Source organism: Zoogloea oleivorans, assembly GCF_008107625.1.
GTDB lineage: Bacteria > Pseudomonadota > Gammaproteobacteria > Burkholderiales > Rhodocyclaceae > Zoogloea > Zoogloea oleivorans.
In genome coordinates, this window is the sequence record NZ_SDKK01000013.1 from 66,220 (window position 1) to 81,785 (window position 15,566).

Sequence of the window (15,566 nt, forward strand, 5' to 3'; positions counted from 1 at the left end):
GACTCGTAGGGTGGGACTAATCTATTTTACAACATCCGTTGTAAATAAAGCCAGACATCTGAGACGACCTGCTTCCCACCGACCAGCAGGCGATCTTGGATCCCGAGACAAGGAAGCCCCCAGGGCTTTCAACGCAGTAACAAAGGAGAACCGGATGAGCAGCAATACCCCCAGGCAGCCGACCCGTCGTGACCTGCTGAAGCGCGGCGCCATGGCCGCTGGCGGCCTCGCCACGCTGGGCATGGCCTCCGCCGCCCAGGCCGCCAAGGCGTCCCCCGCCTCCCTCAAGTGGGACCACGAAACCGACGTGGTGTGTGTCGGCTCCGGTGCCGCCGCCTGTGCGGCCGCGGTTACCGCCGTCGGCCAGGGCGGCAAGGCGATCCTCGTCGAAAAGATGCCGCTGCCCGGCGGCACCACCGGCAAGTCCGGCGGCGTCACCTGGATCCCCAACAACCCCTTCCTGCGCGCCCGCGGCATCGACGACAACAAGACCGATTGCCTGCGCTTCCTGGCCCGTTACGCCTTCCCGCGCGAATACACGCCGACCAGCCCGACCCTCGGCCTGCCGGCCAGCGACTACCGCCTGCTCGAAGCCTTCTACGACAACGGCTCGCCGATGATCGAGCACATGGACAAGCTGGGCGCCGTGCGCTTCAAGGAATTCAAGATGTGGTTCGTGGACAAGCATGCCCCCGACTACGCCGACCACCTGCCGGAGAACAAGGTCTCCCGCGGCCGTGCCCTGGAACCCGCTGCCGGTGCCGGCTCGAGCCTCGGCGGCGGCAGCCTGGCCGCCCAACTGGAAGCCTGGCTCACCAAGCGCGGCATGCCCGTGCTGCTGGAACACCGGGTCACCAAGCTGGTCATGGACAACGGCCGCGCCATCGGCATCGAAGCCATGCACGGCGACAAGCTGGTGCGCATCAAGGCCCGCAAGGCGGTGGTCTTCGGCACCGGTGGCTTCTCCCACAACACCGAACTGGTCGGCCTGCACCAGCCCGGCCTGTATGGCGCCTGCGCCATGCCCGGCTCGACCGGCGACTTCATCTCCATCGCCGGGGCGGCGGGTGCCAGGATGGGCGCCCTCAACACCGCCTGGCGCACCCAGGTCGTGCTCGAAGAAGCCCTTGAAAACCGCGCCGTCGGCCTGGGCGCCTTCGTGCTGCCGGGGGATTCGATGATTTTGGTCAACAAGTACGGCCAGCGCATCGTCAACGAAAAGATCAACTACAACGACCGCACCCAGCTGCACTTCGTCTTCGACCCGGTGAAGAAGGAATTCCCCAACCAGGTCCAGTTCATGGTTTTCGACGAGCGCAGCCTGGACGCCTTCGGCGGCGCCTTCCCGATTCCGGCCGACCGCCGCGCCGCCCGCTTCATGATCCAGGGCAACACCCTGGCCGAGCTGGCCGACAACATCGCCGAGCGCGTGAAGAAGCTCGAAAAGCACATCGGCAGCTACACCCTCGCGCCGGACTTCAAGGCCCGCCTGGCCGATACCGTGAGCCGCTTCAACGGCTACGCCAAAGCCGGCGTCGATCCGGAATTCGAGCGCGGCGTGCATGAGTACGACAAGGACTGGCAGGCCCTCTTCTCGCCGGTGCGCAAGGAATCGAGGCAGCCCGCCAATCCGATGCCCAACGTCACCATGCATCCGCTGAACGGCCCCTTCTACGCCTTCATCCTCGGCCCCGGCGCGCTGGATACCAACGGCGGCCCGGCCATCAACGAGAAGGCCCAGGTGCTCGACACCCACAACAAGCCGATCCCCGGCCTGTACGGCGCCGGCAACTGCATCGCCAGCCCGGCCCGCGGCGCCTACTTCGGCGCCGGCGGCACCATCGGCCTGGCTCTCACCTTCGGCTACATCGCCGGCCTGCACGCCATGCAGCAACCGACGGCAAAAGCATGATGTCCGGCAGCCAAGCATTCGTCCTGGCTGCCGCCCTGCTGGTGCAGGGCGGCAGTGCCGGGGCGGCAGAGTCGGTGAGCTTTGCCAAGGACGTGGTGCCGGTGCTGCGCAGCCACTGCGCCACCTGCCATCTGACCGGCCAGGAAGCCGGAAACATGAAACTCCATCCCGTCGCCGCGTGGGCCTCGCTGGTCAAGGTGGCGTCCATCGAAAGCCCGCTGCGCCGCGTCGAACCCGGCGCGCCCGGCAAGAGCTACCTGATGCACAAGCTCGACGGCACGCATCTGGATGCCGGCGGCCAGGGCGTGCAGATGCCCTTCGGCGCCCCGCCCCTCGAACCGGAAGTCCGGGAGCGGATCCGCAGCTGGATCGCCGCCGGCGCACCGAACAACTGAAACCACACGCGCCCTGTGGGTTGGACTTCAATCCGCCTCGGCACGTCGATCCAGCGTGGGATGTCGGACTGAAGTCCGACCCACGGACACACGGAGATATCCATGAGCCAACCCCCTGAAATCATCCGCGCCAGCAGCATCGAACGCTGGAGCGACACGGCCGACGTGATCGTCGTCGGCATGGGCATTGCCGGCGCCTGCGCGGCGCTGGAAGCCAGACGTGCCGGCGCCGACGTGCTGGTGATCGAGCGGGCTGGCGACGGTGGCGGGGCCAGTGCCCTGTCATCGGGGATCTTCTATCTGGGCGGCGGCACAGCCGTGCAAAAGGCGGCCGACTACGAGGACACGCCGGAAGCCATGTACGACTTCCTGATGGCCAACGGGATCTCCCCCGACGCCGCGATCGTGCGTGCCTTCTGCGACAACTGCGTGGCCCACTTCGACTGGCTGGAAGCCCAGGGCGTGCCCTTCGAGCGCAGCTACTTTCCCGGCAAGGCGGTGTTCCTGACCACCACCACCTGCCTGATGAGCACCGGCAACGAAAAGGTGTGGCCCTACCGCGAAGTCGCCAAACCCGCCCCGCGCGGCCACAAGGTTGCCCGTGAAGGCGAGAACGCCGGCTCGCTGGCCATGGAAGCCCTCCTCGCGCGCTGCCGGGAAGCCGGCCTGCGCGCCAGTTACGACAGCCAGGTGACGGCGCTGATCATGGACGACAATCAGCGTGTCGTCGGTGTGCGCTACCGCAAGACCGGCGAAGACCACCACGCGCGGGCCAGCAGGGGCGTGATCCTGTCCACCGGCGGCTTCAACATGAACCAGGAGATGCTCGCCGAGCACCTGCCGCACATGCTGGGCAACAGCTACCCGCTGGGCGTGCCCTACAACGACGGCTCGGGCATCCTCCTCGGCCAGTCGGCCGGCGCGGTCACCCAGTCGATGAGCGGGGTCATCGCCACCGCATCCTTCTACCCGCCGAGCCAGCTCATCAAGGGCATCCTGGTGAACACCCGTGGCGAGCGCTTCGTGGCCGAGGATTCCTACCACGGGCGCACGGCCTCCTTCATCATCGAGCAGCCCGGCCGCAAGGCCTACCTGATCCTCGATTCCGAGATCTTCGCCTACCCGGAGCTCACCGACTTCTCTCACCACACCCTGGTCGATGGCTGGGAAACCGTCGAGGAGATGGAAGCCGGCCTTAACCTGCCCGAAGGCGCCCTGCAGCGCACCCTGGCCGACTACAACGCCCACGCCGCCGAAGGCCGCGACCCGGCACTGCACAAGCACCCCGACTGGCTCAAGCCGCTCAACGCCGGCCCGTATGCCGCCTTCGACGTGTCCTTCAACAAATCGGTGTATCTCTACATCACCCTCGGCGGGCTCAAGACCACCGCCCGCACCGAAGTCATCGGCCACGACGGCGAAGTGATCGCCGGCCTCTACGCGGCGGGCGCCTGTGCCTCCAGCGTCTCCCGCGACGGCAAGGACTACGCCAGCGGACTCAGCCTCGGGCCGGGCTCGTACTTCGGCCGCGTCGCCGGCCGCCTCGCTGCCGGCGCCTGAACAAGCCGCGCCTTTCGCCTCTTCATCCTCCTAGTCGGGAGACTGTCGTGCGCACGTCCTGTGATACCCGTTTTCGCCAGCAACTCGGCCAGCAGGCCACCCTCGGCGAGGCCGCCGCCCTCCTCGCCGAATACGCCGGCACCCTCGGCTGGGGGCTGGCCGCCTTCCACCCCGACATGGATCGCAACGGCCTGCCACGCACGGCCAGCGGCGAATTCGTCGCTGTCGCCATGGGCTGGTCGGCCGATTACGTGAAAGCCTGGGTGGACCAGCGCATGGGCCTCGACTGCCCGGTGACCCGCCGCTGCGGACGCAGCATGGACCCCTTCGTGTGGGACTGCGACCCGGACAGCGACGCCTGGAAGGACACCCCGCTGAGCGGCGAACAACGCCGCATCCTCAAGTCCTACAAAGACTCGGTGCATGGCGACGGCGCCGTCACCGTGCCGGTACACCGCCCCGGCGGCAAGACCGGCTACGTCTCGTGGTTCAGCCGCGACCCGGGCAGCCTGCTGCGCCGCTACCGCGACACCTGGCGCGATACCTACCTGATCTCCCACGCCTTCATCACCCGCGTGGACGCCCTCGAAGGCGCGGCCCGTCGGCGCGAAGCCACGGCCGCCGCCGACACCCTCAGCCTGCGCGAGATCGAATGCCTCGGCTGGGCCGCCCGCGGCAAGACCGAAGAAGACATCGGCACCATCCTCGGGCGCTCCCGCGAGACGGTGCATTTCCACCTCGGCAACGCCTCCCGCAAGCTCGGCGCCAGCAACCGCACCCACGCGGTGGCCATCGCCTGTGCCCTCGGGCTGATCCACCTCTTCTGACGCCCGCCACATGCCCCTCACTCACGTCCACACGCCCATCAATCTCGGCCCCGTCGCGCTGAAAAACCGCGTCGTGCGCACCGCCCACGCCACCAACCTGGGTGCCGGCACGATGAACGATGCGCTGATCGGCTACCACCTGGCCCGGGCCGAGGGCGGCGTCGGCCTGTCGATCATCGAGATCCTGTCGGTGCATCCGAGCACCCCGGCCACGCTCAACGTCTTCATCCCCGACATCGGCGACGCCTACCGCAAGCTGGTCGCCGCCGTGCGCCCCCACGGCATGAAGCTCTTCCAGCAACTCTGGCACGGCGGCCACAACGCCCTCCCGCTCGACGGCTCGCCGCCCTGGTCGGCCTCCGACGTACCCAGCCCGACCATCGGCGTCACGCCCGTTCCGATGACCCAGGCGATGATCGACGAGATCGTCGCCGCCTACGCCGACACCGCCCGCCAGTGCGAGGAATGGGGCCTCGACGGAGTCGAGATCCACTGCGCCCACGGCTACCTGCCGGCCCAGTTCCTGTCGCCCAACGCCAACCGGCGCAGCGACGGCTACGGCGGCAGCTTCGAGAACCGCCTGCGCTTCCTGCGCGAAGTGGTCGCCGCCGTGCGCCGGGCCGTGTCGGTGAACTTCGCCGTCGGCGTGCGCGTCGCCCCCGATCAATCGGCCGGCGGCATTGGCGTGGAGGACGTGCAGCGCGCCGTGCAGGCGCTGGAAGACGAACACCTGATCGACTTCGTGGACGTCTCCCTCGGCGACTACCACGCCTTTCCCAAGCTGATCGGCGGCATGCACGAACCGATGGGCTACGAGATGCCCACCAGCGCCCCCATCGCCCGCGCGGCGCGCACGCCGGCCATCGTCACCGGGCGCTTTCGCACCCTCGAAGAAGCCGACCAGATCATCCGCCTCGGTGACGCCGACCTGGTGGCCCTGACCCGCGCCCACATCGCCGATCCGCAACTGGTCAACAAGACCCTCGCCGGCCACCCGGAACAGGTGCGCCCGTGCATCGCCTGCAACCAGGGCTGCGTCGGCGGCCTGCTCGGCCCGGCGGCGCGCATGGGCTGCACGGTCAATCCGGCCATCGGCGCCGAGGACAGCCTCGACGACACCCGCCTCACCCCCGTCGCCACACCGCGCCGGGTGCTGGTGGTCGGCGGCGGCCCGGCCGGCATGGAAGCCGCCCGCGTCGCCGCCCTGCGCGGCCACACGGTCACGCTGGCCGAAGCGGCGGACGATCTCGGCGGCACCCTGCGCATCGCCGCCCGCGCCCCCCAGCGCCACGGCATCGCCGACATTGCCGTGTGGCTGGAACAGGAGATCTACCGCCTCGGCGTGGACGTGCGCCTGTCCTCCTATCTGTCGGCCGACGACATCCGCAGCCTGGCGCCTGACGCGGTGATCCTCGCCACCGGCTCGCTGCCGCGCATGGACGGCATCCAGTTGTCGCACCCGGGCGAACCCATTGCCGGCATCGCGCGCCCGCACGTGCTGTCGAGCTGGGACCTGCTGCTCGAACGCCCGCCCCGCCCAGTGAAAAGCGCCGTGGTCATCGACGATGTGGGCCACTACGAAGGCATCGCCGCCGCCGAACACCTGCTGGCCCAGGGCGCCGAAGTGCATTTCGTCACCCGCCACGCCGCCTTCGCCCACCAGATGGAAGCCGCGCTGTCCGCCGAGCCGGCCCTGCAGCGCTTCGCCCGCGGCCGCTTCACGCTGCACCTGCGCACCCGCGCGCTGGCCATCGGACAAAACGACGTGGAACTGCTGCCTGCCTACCTGCCTGCCGGCGGCCCCGGCGCCTTCCGCGTGCCGGCCGAACGGGTGGTCTTCATCTCGCACAACGCCCCCAACCGCGAACTGGCCAGCGAACTGGCGGCCAGCGGCATCCCGCTGCAGGTCATCGGCGATGCCAACGCCCCGCGCTTCCTGCCCGTGGCGATCCGTGAAGGCCGGCTGGCCGGCATGGCGGTCTAGGCCTGGCGCGTGTCCGACAGGCGAAGAATCCTGAATTACCCAACAAACAAAACCAACAATCTTGTTTTTTATAAATAGCTAGGTAAGCTGTACTGACAAACACAAACAAAACGGTATGGAGACAAGAATGGACCAGAATCCGGATATCGCCCTGCTGGAAGAACTCGAAGCCCAGCGCGACCTGCACAACCTGAACACCCGCTACTGCCGCGGCGCCGACCGCATGGACGCCGAAATGCTCGGCTCCGTATGGACCCGTGACGCCCAGGTGGATTGTGGTGCCTTCAAGGGCCCGGCGCAGGAATTCACCACCGCCGTGACCACCCCCGACGCGGTACGCGAGCGCAGCTACCACGCGATCTCCAACGAATACTACGAAGTGGACGGCGACACCGCCCGCGGCGAGGTGTACCTGATCGCCATCAGCACCCTGGTGGAAAACGGCAGCAAGAACGACCAGTGGATCGGCGGCCGCTACCTGGACACCTACAAGCGCGAGGACGGCGCCTGGAAGATCGCCACCCGCGCCTTCGTGATGGACTGGAACATGAACAAGCCCACCACCGCCGTGTGGGACGAAGGCCTGTTCGGCATGATCAAGCTGCGCGGCACCCGCGACCGCAGCGACCCGGTGTACGCCCTGCTGGGAGCACAGGCATGAGTACCGACGCCAGCGCCCGCATCCGCGCCCTGGCCGACGAGCAGGCCATCCACGCCCAGATGTGCCACTACATCCAGGCCATCGACCGCTGCGATGTGGAACTCCTGAAGTCCACCTTCCATCCCGACGGCTCGGTCATCTTCGGCGTCTTCGACGGCAACGCGATGGACTTCTGCGCGTGGGACATTCCCTTCATCCGCGACAACCTGCTGATGGGCTGGCACCGCGTCGGCAACATCAGCATCGTCCTCGACGGCGACCGCGCCATGGCCGAGTCCTACATGCTCGGCAACGCCGCAGCGGCGCTGCCCGCCGAATACGGCGGTGGCGTCATCAACTGCCCGGACGGCCTGCGCTATCACGACGTATGGGAGAAGCGCGACGGCACCTGGCGCATGTTCTCGCGCAAGCTGATCATGGACTGGAACGCCTGCTGGCCCTTTTCCGGCAGCACCGAGGGCATCTACGCCAGCTTCGACACCGGCCGGCGCGACCGCAGCGACCCGGCCTACGCCCTCGGCATCCTGCGCTGAGCGGCCCATCCAGCTGAAAACCGCCTGCACGCCGCAGCAAGACGGCCGGGCCTGACCCTGCAGAAGAGCACTGGAAACCATCCACATCAATAAGTCGCTGACCGGGTTTCGGCGAACAAGGAGGAGCAAATGCATATCGAGGAACGCACACAAAAGGAAAAGCTGAGCGGCGATTTCCTGCGCGGCGACCCCATCACGGGCGACCGCTACTACTCGCGCGAATTCGCACAAAAAGAGTGGGACCACATCTTCACCCGCACCTGGCAGATCGGCGGGATGAGCGCGCAGCTGGCCGAAACGGGCAGCACCATCACCCACAGCATCGGCGAGGAATCGATCCTCATGCTGCGCGACGAGGCCGGCGTGATCCGTGCCTACTACAACGTCTGTCCCCACCGCGGCAACCGGCTGGTCAAGGAAGAGCACAAGTGCGGCGTGAAGCGCCTGGTGTGCGCGTATCACAGCTGGGCCTTCAGCCTCGACGGCGTGGTGCGCCACGTGCGCGACGCCGAGGACTACCCGCAGGGCAACCCGATCGGCAAGGTGCAGCTGAAGGAAATCCGCTGCGAAACCCTCGGTGGCCTGGTGTGGTTCAACATGGACCCCGCAGCCCCCAGCCTGCGCGAGGCCCTCGGCGTGGTCGCCGAGCAGCTCGAACGCTACCAGAGCGACAACTGGGTGCGCGTCATGTGGCTCACCGGCACGGTGGACTGCAACTGGAAGATCATCCACGACAACTTCAACGAGTCCTACCACGTGCAGAGCCTGCACCGGGAACTCGGCACCTTCATCGACAACGCCTACCAGAACACCGATTTCGATCTGTACAAGAGCGGCCACAACCGCATGAAGATGAAGGGCGCGCTGCCCGCCAGCAGCAGCCGGACCGATCAGGTGCAGGCCCCGCTGGACGACATCCTGCGCAGCTGGGAAGTCGACCCGGAACCCTTCCATGGCCGCGTCCGTGAAGCCCGCGCGGCCCTGATGGTGCAAAAACGCAAGCTCGGCCAGGAGCGCGGCTACACGCACTACGAAAAGCTCTCCGACGACCAGCTCACCGACTACCACCACTACACCCTGTTCCCCAACATCTCGCTGACCATGTCGGCGGACGGCTACCAGGTGCTGCGCCCCCAGCCCCACCCCAGCGATCCGGAGAAATGCCTGTTCGACCACTGGTTCATGGTGCCCAAAGTCGAAGGCGTGCCCGAAGCCGCCACGCCGCTGGGGATGCGTCCGGTGGTGCCGGCCGCCCACGAGATTTTCGGTGAAGGCGTGGAATCCCTCGGCTTCGTCGCCGACCAGGATCTGAGCGTTGCCGTGGCGCAACAACGCGGCCTGCACTCGCGCGGCTACCAGGACGCCTACCTGTCCGGCCAGGAGGCCCGCGTGCGTCGCCTCCATGAAGTGATCAACGACTACATCGAAGGCCGCCGCTAAGCCTCGCCCTACCCCCAATTCCCGGAGAAACCCATGCAGATCACCTTCCCGAAAAAAGTCGTCCTCATCACCGGCGCCGGTTCCGGCATCGGTCGCGCCGCCGCCCTCGCCTTCGCCCGTGAAGGCGCCTCCGTTGCCGTCGCCGACATCACCGAGGCCGCCGGCAACGAAACCGTCGCCCTGATCGAAGCCGCCGGCGGCGTCGCCCGCTTCTTCAAGGTCAATGTCACCAAGGCCGCCGAAGTCGAAAACCTGGTCAAGCAGATCGTCGAAACCTGGGGCCGCCTCGACATCACCCTCAACAACGCCGGCGTCGACAACGACATGGCGCCGATCACCGAAACCTCCGAAGCCGACTTCGACAAGGTGATCGCGGTGAACCTGAAGGGCGTGTGGCTGTGCATGAAGTACGCCATCGCCCAGATGGAAAAGCAGGGCGGCGGCGTGGTCATCAACACCGCCTCGGCCCTCAGCATCACCGTCGTGCCCGGCGCCTCGCCCTACAACGCCAGCAAGCACGCGGTGGCCGGCCTCACCAAGACCTGCGCAGTGGAATACGGCGCCAAGAACATCCGCATCAACGCCATCTGCCCGGGCGTGATCCGCACCCCGCTGCTCGAAAACCACCCCAACCTGCCCGAACTCGAAAAGAGCCTGCTGCCGCTGCATCCCATCGGCCGCCTCGGCACCTCGGAAGAAGTCGCCAACACCATCCTGTGGCTGGCCTCCGACGCCGCCTCCTTCGTCCACGGTGCGCTGGTCACGGTGGATGGCGGCTGGACCGCCCAGTAAGCCGACGCCCGACCCCACAGAGCCCCGCCATGACCAACCAGAAAAATCACCAGATCACCCTCGCCCGCCGCCCCGAAGGCATTCCGGGTCCGGACGACTTCACCCTGCGCGAAACGCCCGTCCCCAGCCCCGCCGACGGAGAAGTGCTGATCCAGAACCTCTACCTGTCCCTCGACGCTGCCGTGCGCAGCTGGATGAAGGAAGACTGCAGCTACTTTCCGCCGATTCCCCTGGGTGCGCCGGTGCGCAGCACCACCCTCGGGCGGGTCGTCGAAAGCCGCCACCCGGCCCACCAGCCCGGCGACTACGTGGTGGCCTACGCCTGTGCCGCCTGGGAAGACTTCTCGGTGGTGGCCGGCGACGGCCTCTACCCGGTCAAGGCCAGCCCCGACTTTCCGCTGCACTACCACCTGAGCGTGTTCAGCGCGATGGGTCTGACGCCCTACTTCGGCATGCTCGACATCGGCAAGCCGCAGCCGGGCGAAACCGCCCTCATCAGCGCCGCTGCCGGCGCCGTGGGTTCGCTGGCCGGGCAGATTGCGAAGATCAAGGGTTGCCGCGTGGTGGGCATGGCCGGCACCGACGCCAAGTGCCGCATGCTGGTGGACGAACTGGGCTTCGACGCCGCCATCAACTACAAGGGCAAGAACACCGAGCAGCTGTCGCGGGAGATCGCCGAACTGTGCCCCAAGGGCGTCGACATCTTCTTCGACAACGTGGGGGGCGAAATCCTCGACGCGGCGCTGCTCAACCTGGCCATGTTCGCGCGGGTCGCCTTCTGCGGCGCCATCGGCGACTACACCAAAAACGGCCCCATCCCCGGCCCCTACCACTACTGGCAGATCCTGGCCCGCTGCGCCACCGTGCGCGGCTTTCTCACGCTGTACTACAAGGACCAGTTCCCCGCAGCCATTGCCGAGATGAAGGGCTGGCTGGACAGCGGCCAACTGAAGTTCACCGACGATATTTCGGACGGGCTGGACAGCACCATCCCCGCCTTCGCCAAACTGTTCACCGGCGAGAACAAGGGCAAGCTGCTGGTCAGGCTGACCAGCGAGGATCTGTAGAAGGCGCCTCGTCGTACGCCCTCACAGGGCCGCGACGAAGGCCTCGTAACCCTGGCCCTTGCCGGCCAGCACCCTGGACAGCACGGCCCGCCCGGCGGCAATCGCGTCCCGCGGGCCGGCTTCGGCCTCAGTCTGGCACATGGCGGCGTAAAGCGCGGCCACCCCGGGCAGTGCATCCGCGCGCGGCTTGCGCCGGATCGACTTGTAGCCGGTCAGCCTGCCCTCTTCGTCGAAGAGCGGAAAGATGTGGGCAAACACCCAATAAAAGCTGCCGTTCTTGCTCAGGTTCTTGATGTAGCCGAGGAAGGCCTCGCCCTCGGCGATCGTCTCCCAGGCCAGCGCAAACACCGCCCGGGGCATGTCCGGGTGACGCAGGATGTTGTGCTGCTGGCCGATCAGCTCATCGGCGCGGTAGCCCGAAAAGCGCAGCAACACCTCGTTGGCCGAGGTGATGCGACCCGTCGGATCGGTGGTGGACACGATGTACTCGCCGTCCTGCATGCACTGCTCGACAAGCGTCGGGACGATGTCGTGATTCTTCATTCAACCTCCGTCGTCACGGCCTTCAGGACCGCTTCGCGAAATTCGTCGGAAATGGGAAGGGGCGCCAGCAGGCTCCGATAACTGCTCGCGGGGACGAAGTCGCGCACGCTGATGATGTCGGACGGCAGGGCCGGGTTTTCCGGATTGGTCTGGATGTGCTTGGCGGTGGCGCTGGCCAGGCGCGCGATGTTGGCGCGCACGCTGTCGACACCGCGGATAAGCTGGGTGATCAGCGGTGGCAGGCCCCAGGCTTCGGCCAGGGCCAGCGACAGGGCCTTGAACGAGAAACCGGCGCCCTGCAGTTGCGCCTGCAACTGGCTGAGCGCCCGCCCGGACCTGGCCTCGTCCTGGACGCGCTCGGGAATTTCGGTGGCAAAGTGCCACAGCATCATTTCGCCAATGTCGGCGAGCAGCGCCGCCAGCGCGATTTCGTCGGGCGACACGTCGGCCCGGTGGGCTGACCAGGCGCGGGCGATATAGGAGGCACTCGCCGACGCGAACTCACAATCCACCAGCCCCACCAGCGCGTCGTCGCACAGGGGGCTGTCACGGGCAATGTCGAGCAGGCCATCGAGGCCGATCTGCATCAGCGAGGCCATCGACGTGGTGGTGTCGCTGCCGAGCCGGCGCGAGCGGCGCGCCTCGGCATAGCGCAGACTGCGCAGGGCCAGGAACGGATCGCCAGTGACGATCCTGGACAGCTCCTTCGGCGACGAAAGCGCGTCGCCCCCCTCGGCGATCGCCAGGATCAGGAAGCGCGAGCGCGGCATGATCGGGATGTCCCGGACCTTCAGGTAGGCCACCCACTGATCGACTTTCCAGTTTTTCTGGTGCGTAGTGAGCATGGCAGCCTCCCTGAAGATCCGCCGGCGCCGGCCAGACCGATGTTTCGAGTATCGACCACGGCAACGCTTCCCACAAGCCGGGGAAAACGCCGCCGACGGCGGGCTGGACTCAGACCTTCTTGACGAACTCCGACTTGAGCTGCATGGCGCCGAAACCGTCGATCTTGCAGTCGATATCGTGATCGCCTTCGACGATGCGGATGTTCTTGACCTTGGTGCCGACCTTGAGCACCGACGAGGCGCCCTTGACCTTCAGGTCCTTGATCACGGTGACGGTGTCGCCGTCCTGCAGCACATTGCCGTTGGAGTCGCGCACAACGCGGACTTCCTCGGCAGCGGCGACTTTCGGCCATTCGTGGGCACACTCGGGGCAAACGTAGTTGTCGCCCTCTTCATAGGTGTATTCGGAACTGCACTGGGGACACTTCGGCAAACTGCTCATGCTGACTCCTGATTCGGGATGGTGCGCGGACAAGGCCGCTCGCGGAGGTCGGAATATACGCCTGTCGGGCAGTGGAGGCGAAGCGCCAGCGGCCCATGCTCAGGCTGGCCCGGCTGGTTTGAGCCCAGCATAAGCGCGGCTGAACTCGTCCATCGAGACGGCCGCCATCAGGTCGCACAGGTGCTCGTGACGCTCGCTGCTCATCAGGTGGGCGGGGGTGATGGCCAGGCTGGTCAGCACGTTGGTCATCATGTCGCGCAGCAATTCACTACTAGCGTCCAGCCCCTTCCAGACCGGCAGACAAGCCGTGCGAACCGCCATTTCACGGCGATCCAGCTCCCGTTGTGCCATTCCGGCGATGTCCCGCAGGGCCACGTCGGTGCGCGCCCCGAGCAGCAGCTCCTCCAGCGCCAACAGGCTGGGGCGGTTGAAGTAGCGGTGGTGCAGCAGGTTCACCGTCTCGCGCATGTTGGCGGGCGTCGGCAGACCATTCATGCGGGCGCTGATGCGACGGACCACCTCCTCGTATTCGGCGATGCGCAGGTCCACCAGGTAGGGCCCGAACTCCAGGAACAGCTCGGCCCGCGACGGAAAGTGGTGGGTCATCGCCCCCCGCGACACGCCGGCCCGGGAGGCGATGGTGTCGATGGTGCTGTGGGCATAGCCTTCGCTGACCAGGCAGCGAAGGGTGGCGTCGAGAATCTGTTCGCGCGTGTGCTGACTCTTCGCCGCCCGCCAGCCGCCATCCAGGCCCGACGCCTTGCGGTAACAGGTCATCAGCCGTCGACGATTTGCTGGAGTTCGAAGACATTGCCGTCCGGGTCGCGCCCGTAGGTGGCTTTGACGCTGCCGAAATCCTGCGGCGGCGCATGAAAACGCACCCCGGCCGCCAGCAGGCGCTGGTAGTCGGCTTCCACGTCGGCCACATCGAAGCACAGGTGGCTCATGCCGTGGCGCTGCACCGGCCGGTCGCCGGCATCGCGCGGCGGTTGCGGCGGGGCCTCGAACTGGAACAGCTCGACGCAGGTGGGGCCCATTTTCAGCATCGCGACGGAAGCCGCCGTGCCGCTCAAGGCCATGACCTTGTCGATCTGGGCCTCACCCGGCTGCCAGGTGATGTGCGAGAGCTCGGTAAAGCCGAGCAGATCGCAGTAAAAACTGCGCAGGCGGGCCAGATTGGGGGTGGAAATGCCCACGTGGTGCACGGCACGAATCATGGTTCTGTCCTCGACAAACTGGGTGAAGGGGTGGCGCTCAAGGGATGAGGCGCAGCGTGCAGGTCGGGACAGTTGATCTGGCCGGCAGCGCCGACAGGGCCACGGCAGCACCGCAAAGCAATCCCGCAGGGCGAACCCTGCCGAGTTTTTCCTTTTTGTTTTTGCTAATCGGCCAGGGTGACCAGCCGCAGGAAGAGCTTGTCGAAACCCTGGGCCTTGTCGGCATCGAAACGGGGATCGCCGTTGGCCTCGAAGGCGTGGGCGACGGCAGCCCAGTCGGGGCCGGTGAGATGGGTCTGACAGGCGGGGAGAATGAACTTCTCCTCCAGGTTCATGTGTTCCCAGAGGCGTCCGGCATAGCGGTCCACGGCCTCGATGAGCGCGTCGAGGTGCGCGCCGTCCGGACTGCCGGCGTAGGCATTGACGGCCTTGTCGACAGCCTCGATGTAGGCACCTTCTTCATGGTGCTGGGCACGCAGGGTAGCCAGCACCTCGTCCGCATCGTGGGAGCGCCCGGCCAGCTTGTCGAACAGGTAGGCGTCTTCCTTGGGGTGATGCAGGCCTTCGGTGAAGTTGCGGAAGTAATACACCATGCTGCGCAGCAGCCGCACATCGGCAGCGCTTCCCGCACTGCGGGCTTCCAGCAGAACGTGCTTGAGGCCGTGCATCACCGCCGCCATCGAGCGGTGTTCGCCCTTGATGACCGCCAGCGCCAAATCCATGTCCGGCGTCAGGGCGTTGCTTTCGACGGACGACACGAGCACCGGAATGGTTGTATGCGCGAGAACCTTCTGAGTCTGCGAGCCGAGCAGCAGGCCCTTGAGGCCGCGCCGGCCGTGGGATGCCATGAAGATCAGGTCGCAGCCCTGTTCGGTGGCGATGTCGAGAATGGCTTCGTAGGGCCTGTCGCTGGTGCGGCCGACCGACGCGAAGGGCACACCGGCCAGACGCGCCTCGGATTCGGCACGGGCCAGCACGGCGCGGGCGTTGCCGGCGGCCTGCTCGACGAATTCGGTGGGAGAAAGTGCATGAATGACGGCACCGTCACTGGTGGCCGCAAAATCCGAACGCGCATGGAAGAACGTGATTCGCGCTCCCAGGGTCCGGGCAAAACTGACTGCCTTGCCTACCGTGATGATCGCCAGTTCGGAATCATCCACCGGCACGAGGATGTGCTGGTACATACGACGTACTCCTTGGCCAGAATCAGCGGGGCGCACTGGGTACACCCCGACTGCCGGCGGTCGTGGGGTCGAAAGCCGGACGACTTGCTGCGCCGTCAAGGCTCACACAGTATTACGTCAAAACACCAAACAAAACATACTTGTTCGTTTTTATACTACGCCCA

Annotated in this window: 16 protein-coding genes; 10 read left to right on the plus strand and 6 right to left on the minus strand. The window is 66.5% G+C overall.

Going from position 1 to position 15,566, the window contains the following annotated elements; genetic code table 11:
• Nucleotides 1-154: 154 nt before the first annotated feature.
• The 10 genes from ETQ85_RS14590 to ETQ85_RS14635 all read left to right on the plus strand — a co-directional run bounded on the left by ETQ85_RS14590 (nt 155) and on the right by ETQ85_RS14635 (nt 11,171).
• A complete protein-coding gene (locus ETQ85_RS14590; RefSeq protein WP_148579804.1) occupies nt 155-1,912 on the plus strand; it encodes an FAD-binding protein in 1,758 nt (585 codons plus the stop codon).
• On the plus strand, nt 1,909-2,307 hold the full coding sequence (locus tag ETQ85_RS14595) for a hypothetical protein (RefSeq protein WP_246128774.1): 399 nt from the start codon (nt 1,909-1,911) through the stop codon (nt 2,305-2,307). Before ETQ85_RS14590 ends, ETQ85_RS14595 begins: the two co-directional genes overlap by 4 nt.
• 102 nt (nt 2,308-2,409) lie before the next feature.
• On the plus strand, nt 2,410-3,867 hold the full coding sequence (locus tag ETQ85_RS14600; RefSeq protein WP_148579805.1) for an FAD-binding protein: 1,458 nt from the start codon (nt 2,410-2,412) through the stop codon (nt 3,865-3,867).
• A 47-nt stretch (nt 3,868-3,914) separates the two neighbouring features.
• A complete protein-coding gene (locus ETQ85_RS14605) occupies nt 3,915-4,694 on the plus strand; it encodes a helix-turn-helix transcriptional regulator (protein WP_148579806.1) in 780 nt (259 codons plus the stop codon).
• Between the two features lie 10 nt (nt 4,695-4,704).
• Nucleotides 4,705-6,678, plus strand: coding sequence for an oxidoreductase (locus tag ETQ85_RS14610; RefSeq protein ID WP_148579807.1), 1,974 nt, complete (start codon nt 4,705-4,707; stop codon nt 6,676-6,678).
• 127 nt (nt 6,679-6,805) lie between these two features.
• Entirely contained in the window at nt 6,806-7,339 is a 534-nt protein-coding gene (locus tag ETQ85_RS14615) for a nuclear transport factor 2 family protein (protein WP_187394720.1), read from the plus strand.
• Nucleotides 7,336-7,872, plus strand: a complete 537-nt coding sequence (locus ETQ85_RS14620; RefSeq protein WP_148579809.1) for a nuclear transport factor 2 family protein — start codon at nt 7,336-7,338, stop codon at nt 7,870-7,872. Before ETQ85_RS14615 ends, ETQ85_RS14620 begins: the two co-directional genes overlap by 4 nt.
• A 129-nt stretch (nt 7,873-8,001) precedes the next feature.
• Nucleotides 8,002-9,312, plus strand: a complete 1,311-nt coding sequence (locus tag ETQ85_RS14625; protein WP_148579810.1) for an aromatic ring-hydroxylating oxygenase subunit alpha — start codon at nt 8,002-8,004, stop codon at nt 9,310-9,312.
• Nucleotides 9,313-9,345: 33 nt separating this feature from the next.
• Nucleotides 9,346-10,104, plus strand: coding sequence for a glucose 1-dehydrogenase (locus tag ETQ85_RS14630; protein WP_148579811.1), 759 nt, complete (start codon nt 9,346-9,348; stop codon nt 10,102-10,104).
• Between the two features lie 29 nt (nt 10,105-10,133).
• Complete coding sequence (locus ETQ85_RS14635) at nt 10,134-11,171, plus strand: NADP-dependent oxidoreductase (RefSeq protein ID WP_148579812.1); 1,038 nt, start codon at nt 10,134-10,136, stop codon at nt 11,169-11,171.
• A 21-nt stretch (nt 11,172-11,192) separates the two neighbouring features.
• On the opposite strand, the gene ETQ85_RS14640 is transcribed toward ETQ85_RS14635, so the two are convergent.
• The 6 genes from ETQ85_RS14640 to ETQ85_RS14665 form a co-directional block, all read right to left on the minus strand.
• A complete protein-coding gene (locus ETQ85_RS14640; RefSeq protein WP_148579813.1) occupies nt 11,193-11,714 on the minus strand; it encodes a PAS domain-containing protein in 522 nt (173 codons plus the stop codon).
• Nucleotides 11,711-12,559 (minus strand): HDOD domain-containing protein, encoded by an 849-nt coding sequence (locus tag ETQ85_RS14645; RefSeq protein ID WP_148579814.1) that lies wholly within the window; start codon nt 12,557-12,559, stop codon nt 11,711-11,713. The genes ETQ85_RS14640 and ETQ85_RS14645 overlap by 4 nt, the downstream gene beginning before the upstream one ends.
• A 109-nt stretch (nt 12,560-12,668) precedes the next feature.
• Nucleotides 12,669-13,001: a zinc ribbon domain-containing protein YjdM gene (locus tag ETQ85_RS14650; protein WP_148579815.1), complete on the minus strand. Its 333-nt coding sequence runs from the start codon at nt 12,999-13,001 to the stop codon at nt 12,669-12,671.
• A 99-nt stretch (nt 13,002-13,100) separates the two neighbouring features.
• A complete protein-coding gene (locus tag ETQ85_RS14655) occupies nt 13,101-13,778 on the minus strand; it encodes a TetR/AcrR family transcriptional regulator (protein ID WP_148579816.1) in 678 nt (225 codons plus the stop codon).
• Nucleotides 13,778-14,218, minus strand: a complete 441-nt coding sequence (locus ETQ85_RS14660) for a VOC family protein (RefSeq protein WP_148579817.1) — start codon at nt 14,216-14,218, stop codon at nt 13,778-13,780. Before ETQ85_RS14660 ends, ETQ85_RS14655 begins: the two co-directional genes overlap by 1 nt.
• A gap of 164 nt (nt 14,219-14,382) precedes the next feature.
• Nucleotides 14,383-15,402 (minus strand): universal stress protein, encoded by a 1,020-nt coding sequence (locus ETQ85_RS14665; RefSeq protein WP_148579818.1) that lies wholly within the window; start codon nt 15,400-15,402, stop codon nt 14,383-14,385.
• Between the last annotated feature and the right edge of the window lie 164 nt (nt 15,403-15,566).

Coding starts and splice junctions, on each gene's coding strand:
- ETQ85_RS14590 (WP_148579804.1), top strand. CDS start 155: ATGAGCAGCAATACCCCCAGGCAGCCGACCCGTCGTGACCTGCTGAAG.
- ETQ85_RS14595 (WP_246128774.1), top strand. CDS start 1,909: ATGATGTCCGGCAGCCAAGCATTCGTCCTGGCTGCCGCCCTGCTGGTG.
- ETQ85_RS14600 (WP_148579805.1), top strand. CDS start 2,410: ATGAGCCAACCCCCTGAAATCATCCGCGCCAGCAGCATCGAACGCTGG.
- ETQ85_RS14610 (WP_148579807.1), top strand. CDS start 4,705: ATGCCCCTCACTCACGTCCACACGCCCATCAATCTCGGCCCCGTCGCG.
- ETQ85_RS14615 (WP_187394720.1), top strand. CDS start 6,806: ATGGACCAGAATCCGGATATCGCCCTGCTGGAAGAACTCGAAGCCCAG.
- ETQ85_RS14620 (WP_148579809.1), top strand. CDS start 7,336: ATGAGTACCGACGCCAGCGCCCGCATCCGCGCCCTGGCCGACGAGCAG.
- ETQ85_RS14625 (WP_148579810.1), top strand. CDS start 8,002: ATGCATATCGAGGAACGCACACAAAAGGAAAAGCTGAGCGGCGATTTC.
- ETQ85_RS14630 (WP_148579811.1), top strand. CDS start 9,346: ATGCAGATCACCTTCCCGAAAAAAGTCGTCCTCATCACCGGCGCCGGT.
- ETQ85_RS14635 (WP_148579812.1), top strand. CDS start 10,134: ATGACCAACCAGAAAAATCACCAGATCACCCTCGCCCGCCGCCCCGAA.
- ETQ85_RS14640 (WP_148579813.1), bottom strand. CDS start 11,714: ATGAAGAATCACGACATCGTCCCGACGCTTGTCGAGCAGTGCATGCAG.
- ETQ85_RS14645 (WP_148579814.1), bottom strand. CDS start 12,559: ATGCTCACTACGCACCAGAAAAACTGGAAAGTCGATCAGTGGGTGGCC.
- ETQ85_RS14650 (WP_148579815.1), bottom strand. CDS start 13,001: ATGAGCAGTTTGCCGAAGTGTCCCCAGTGCAGTTCCGAATACACCTAT.
- ETQ85_RS14655 (WP_148579816.1), bottom strand. CDS start 13,778: ATGACCTGTTACCGCAAGGCGTCGGGCCTGGATGGCGGCTGGCGGGCG.
- ETQ85_RS14660 (WP_148579817.1), bottom strand. CDS start 14,218: ATGATTCGTGCCGTGCACCACGTGGGCATTTCCACCCCCAATCTGGCC.
- ETQ85_RS14665 (WP_148579818.1), bottom strand. CDS start 15,402: ATGTACCAGCACATCCTCGTGCCGGTGGATGATTCCGAACTGGCGATC.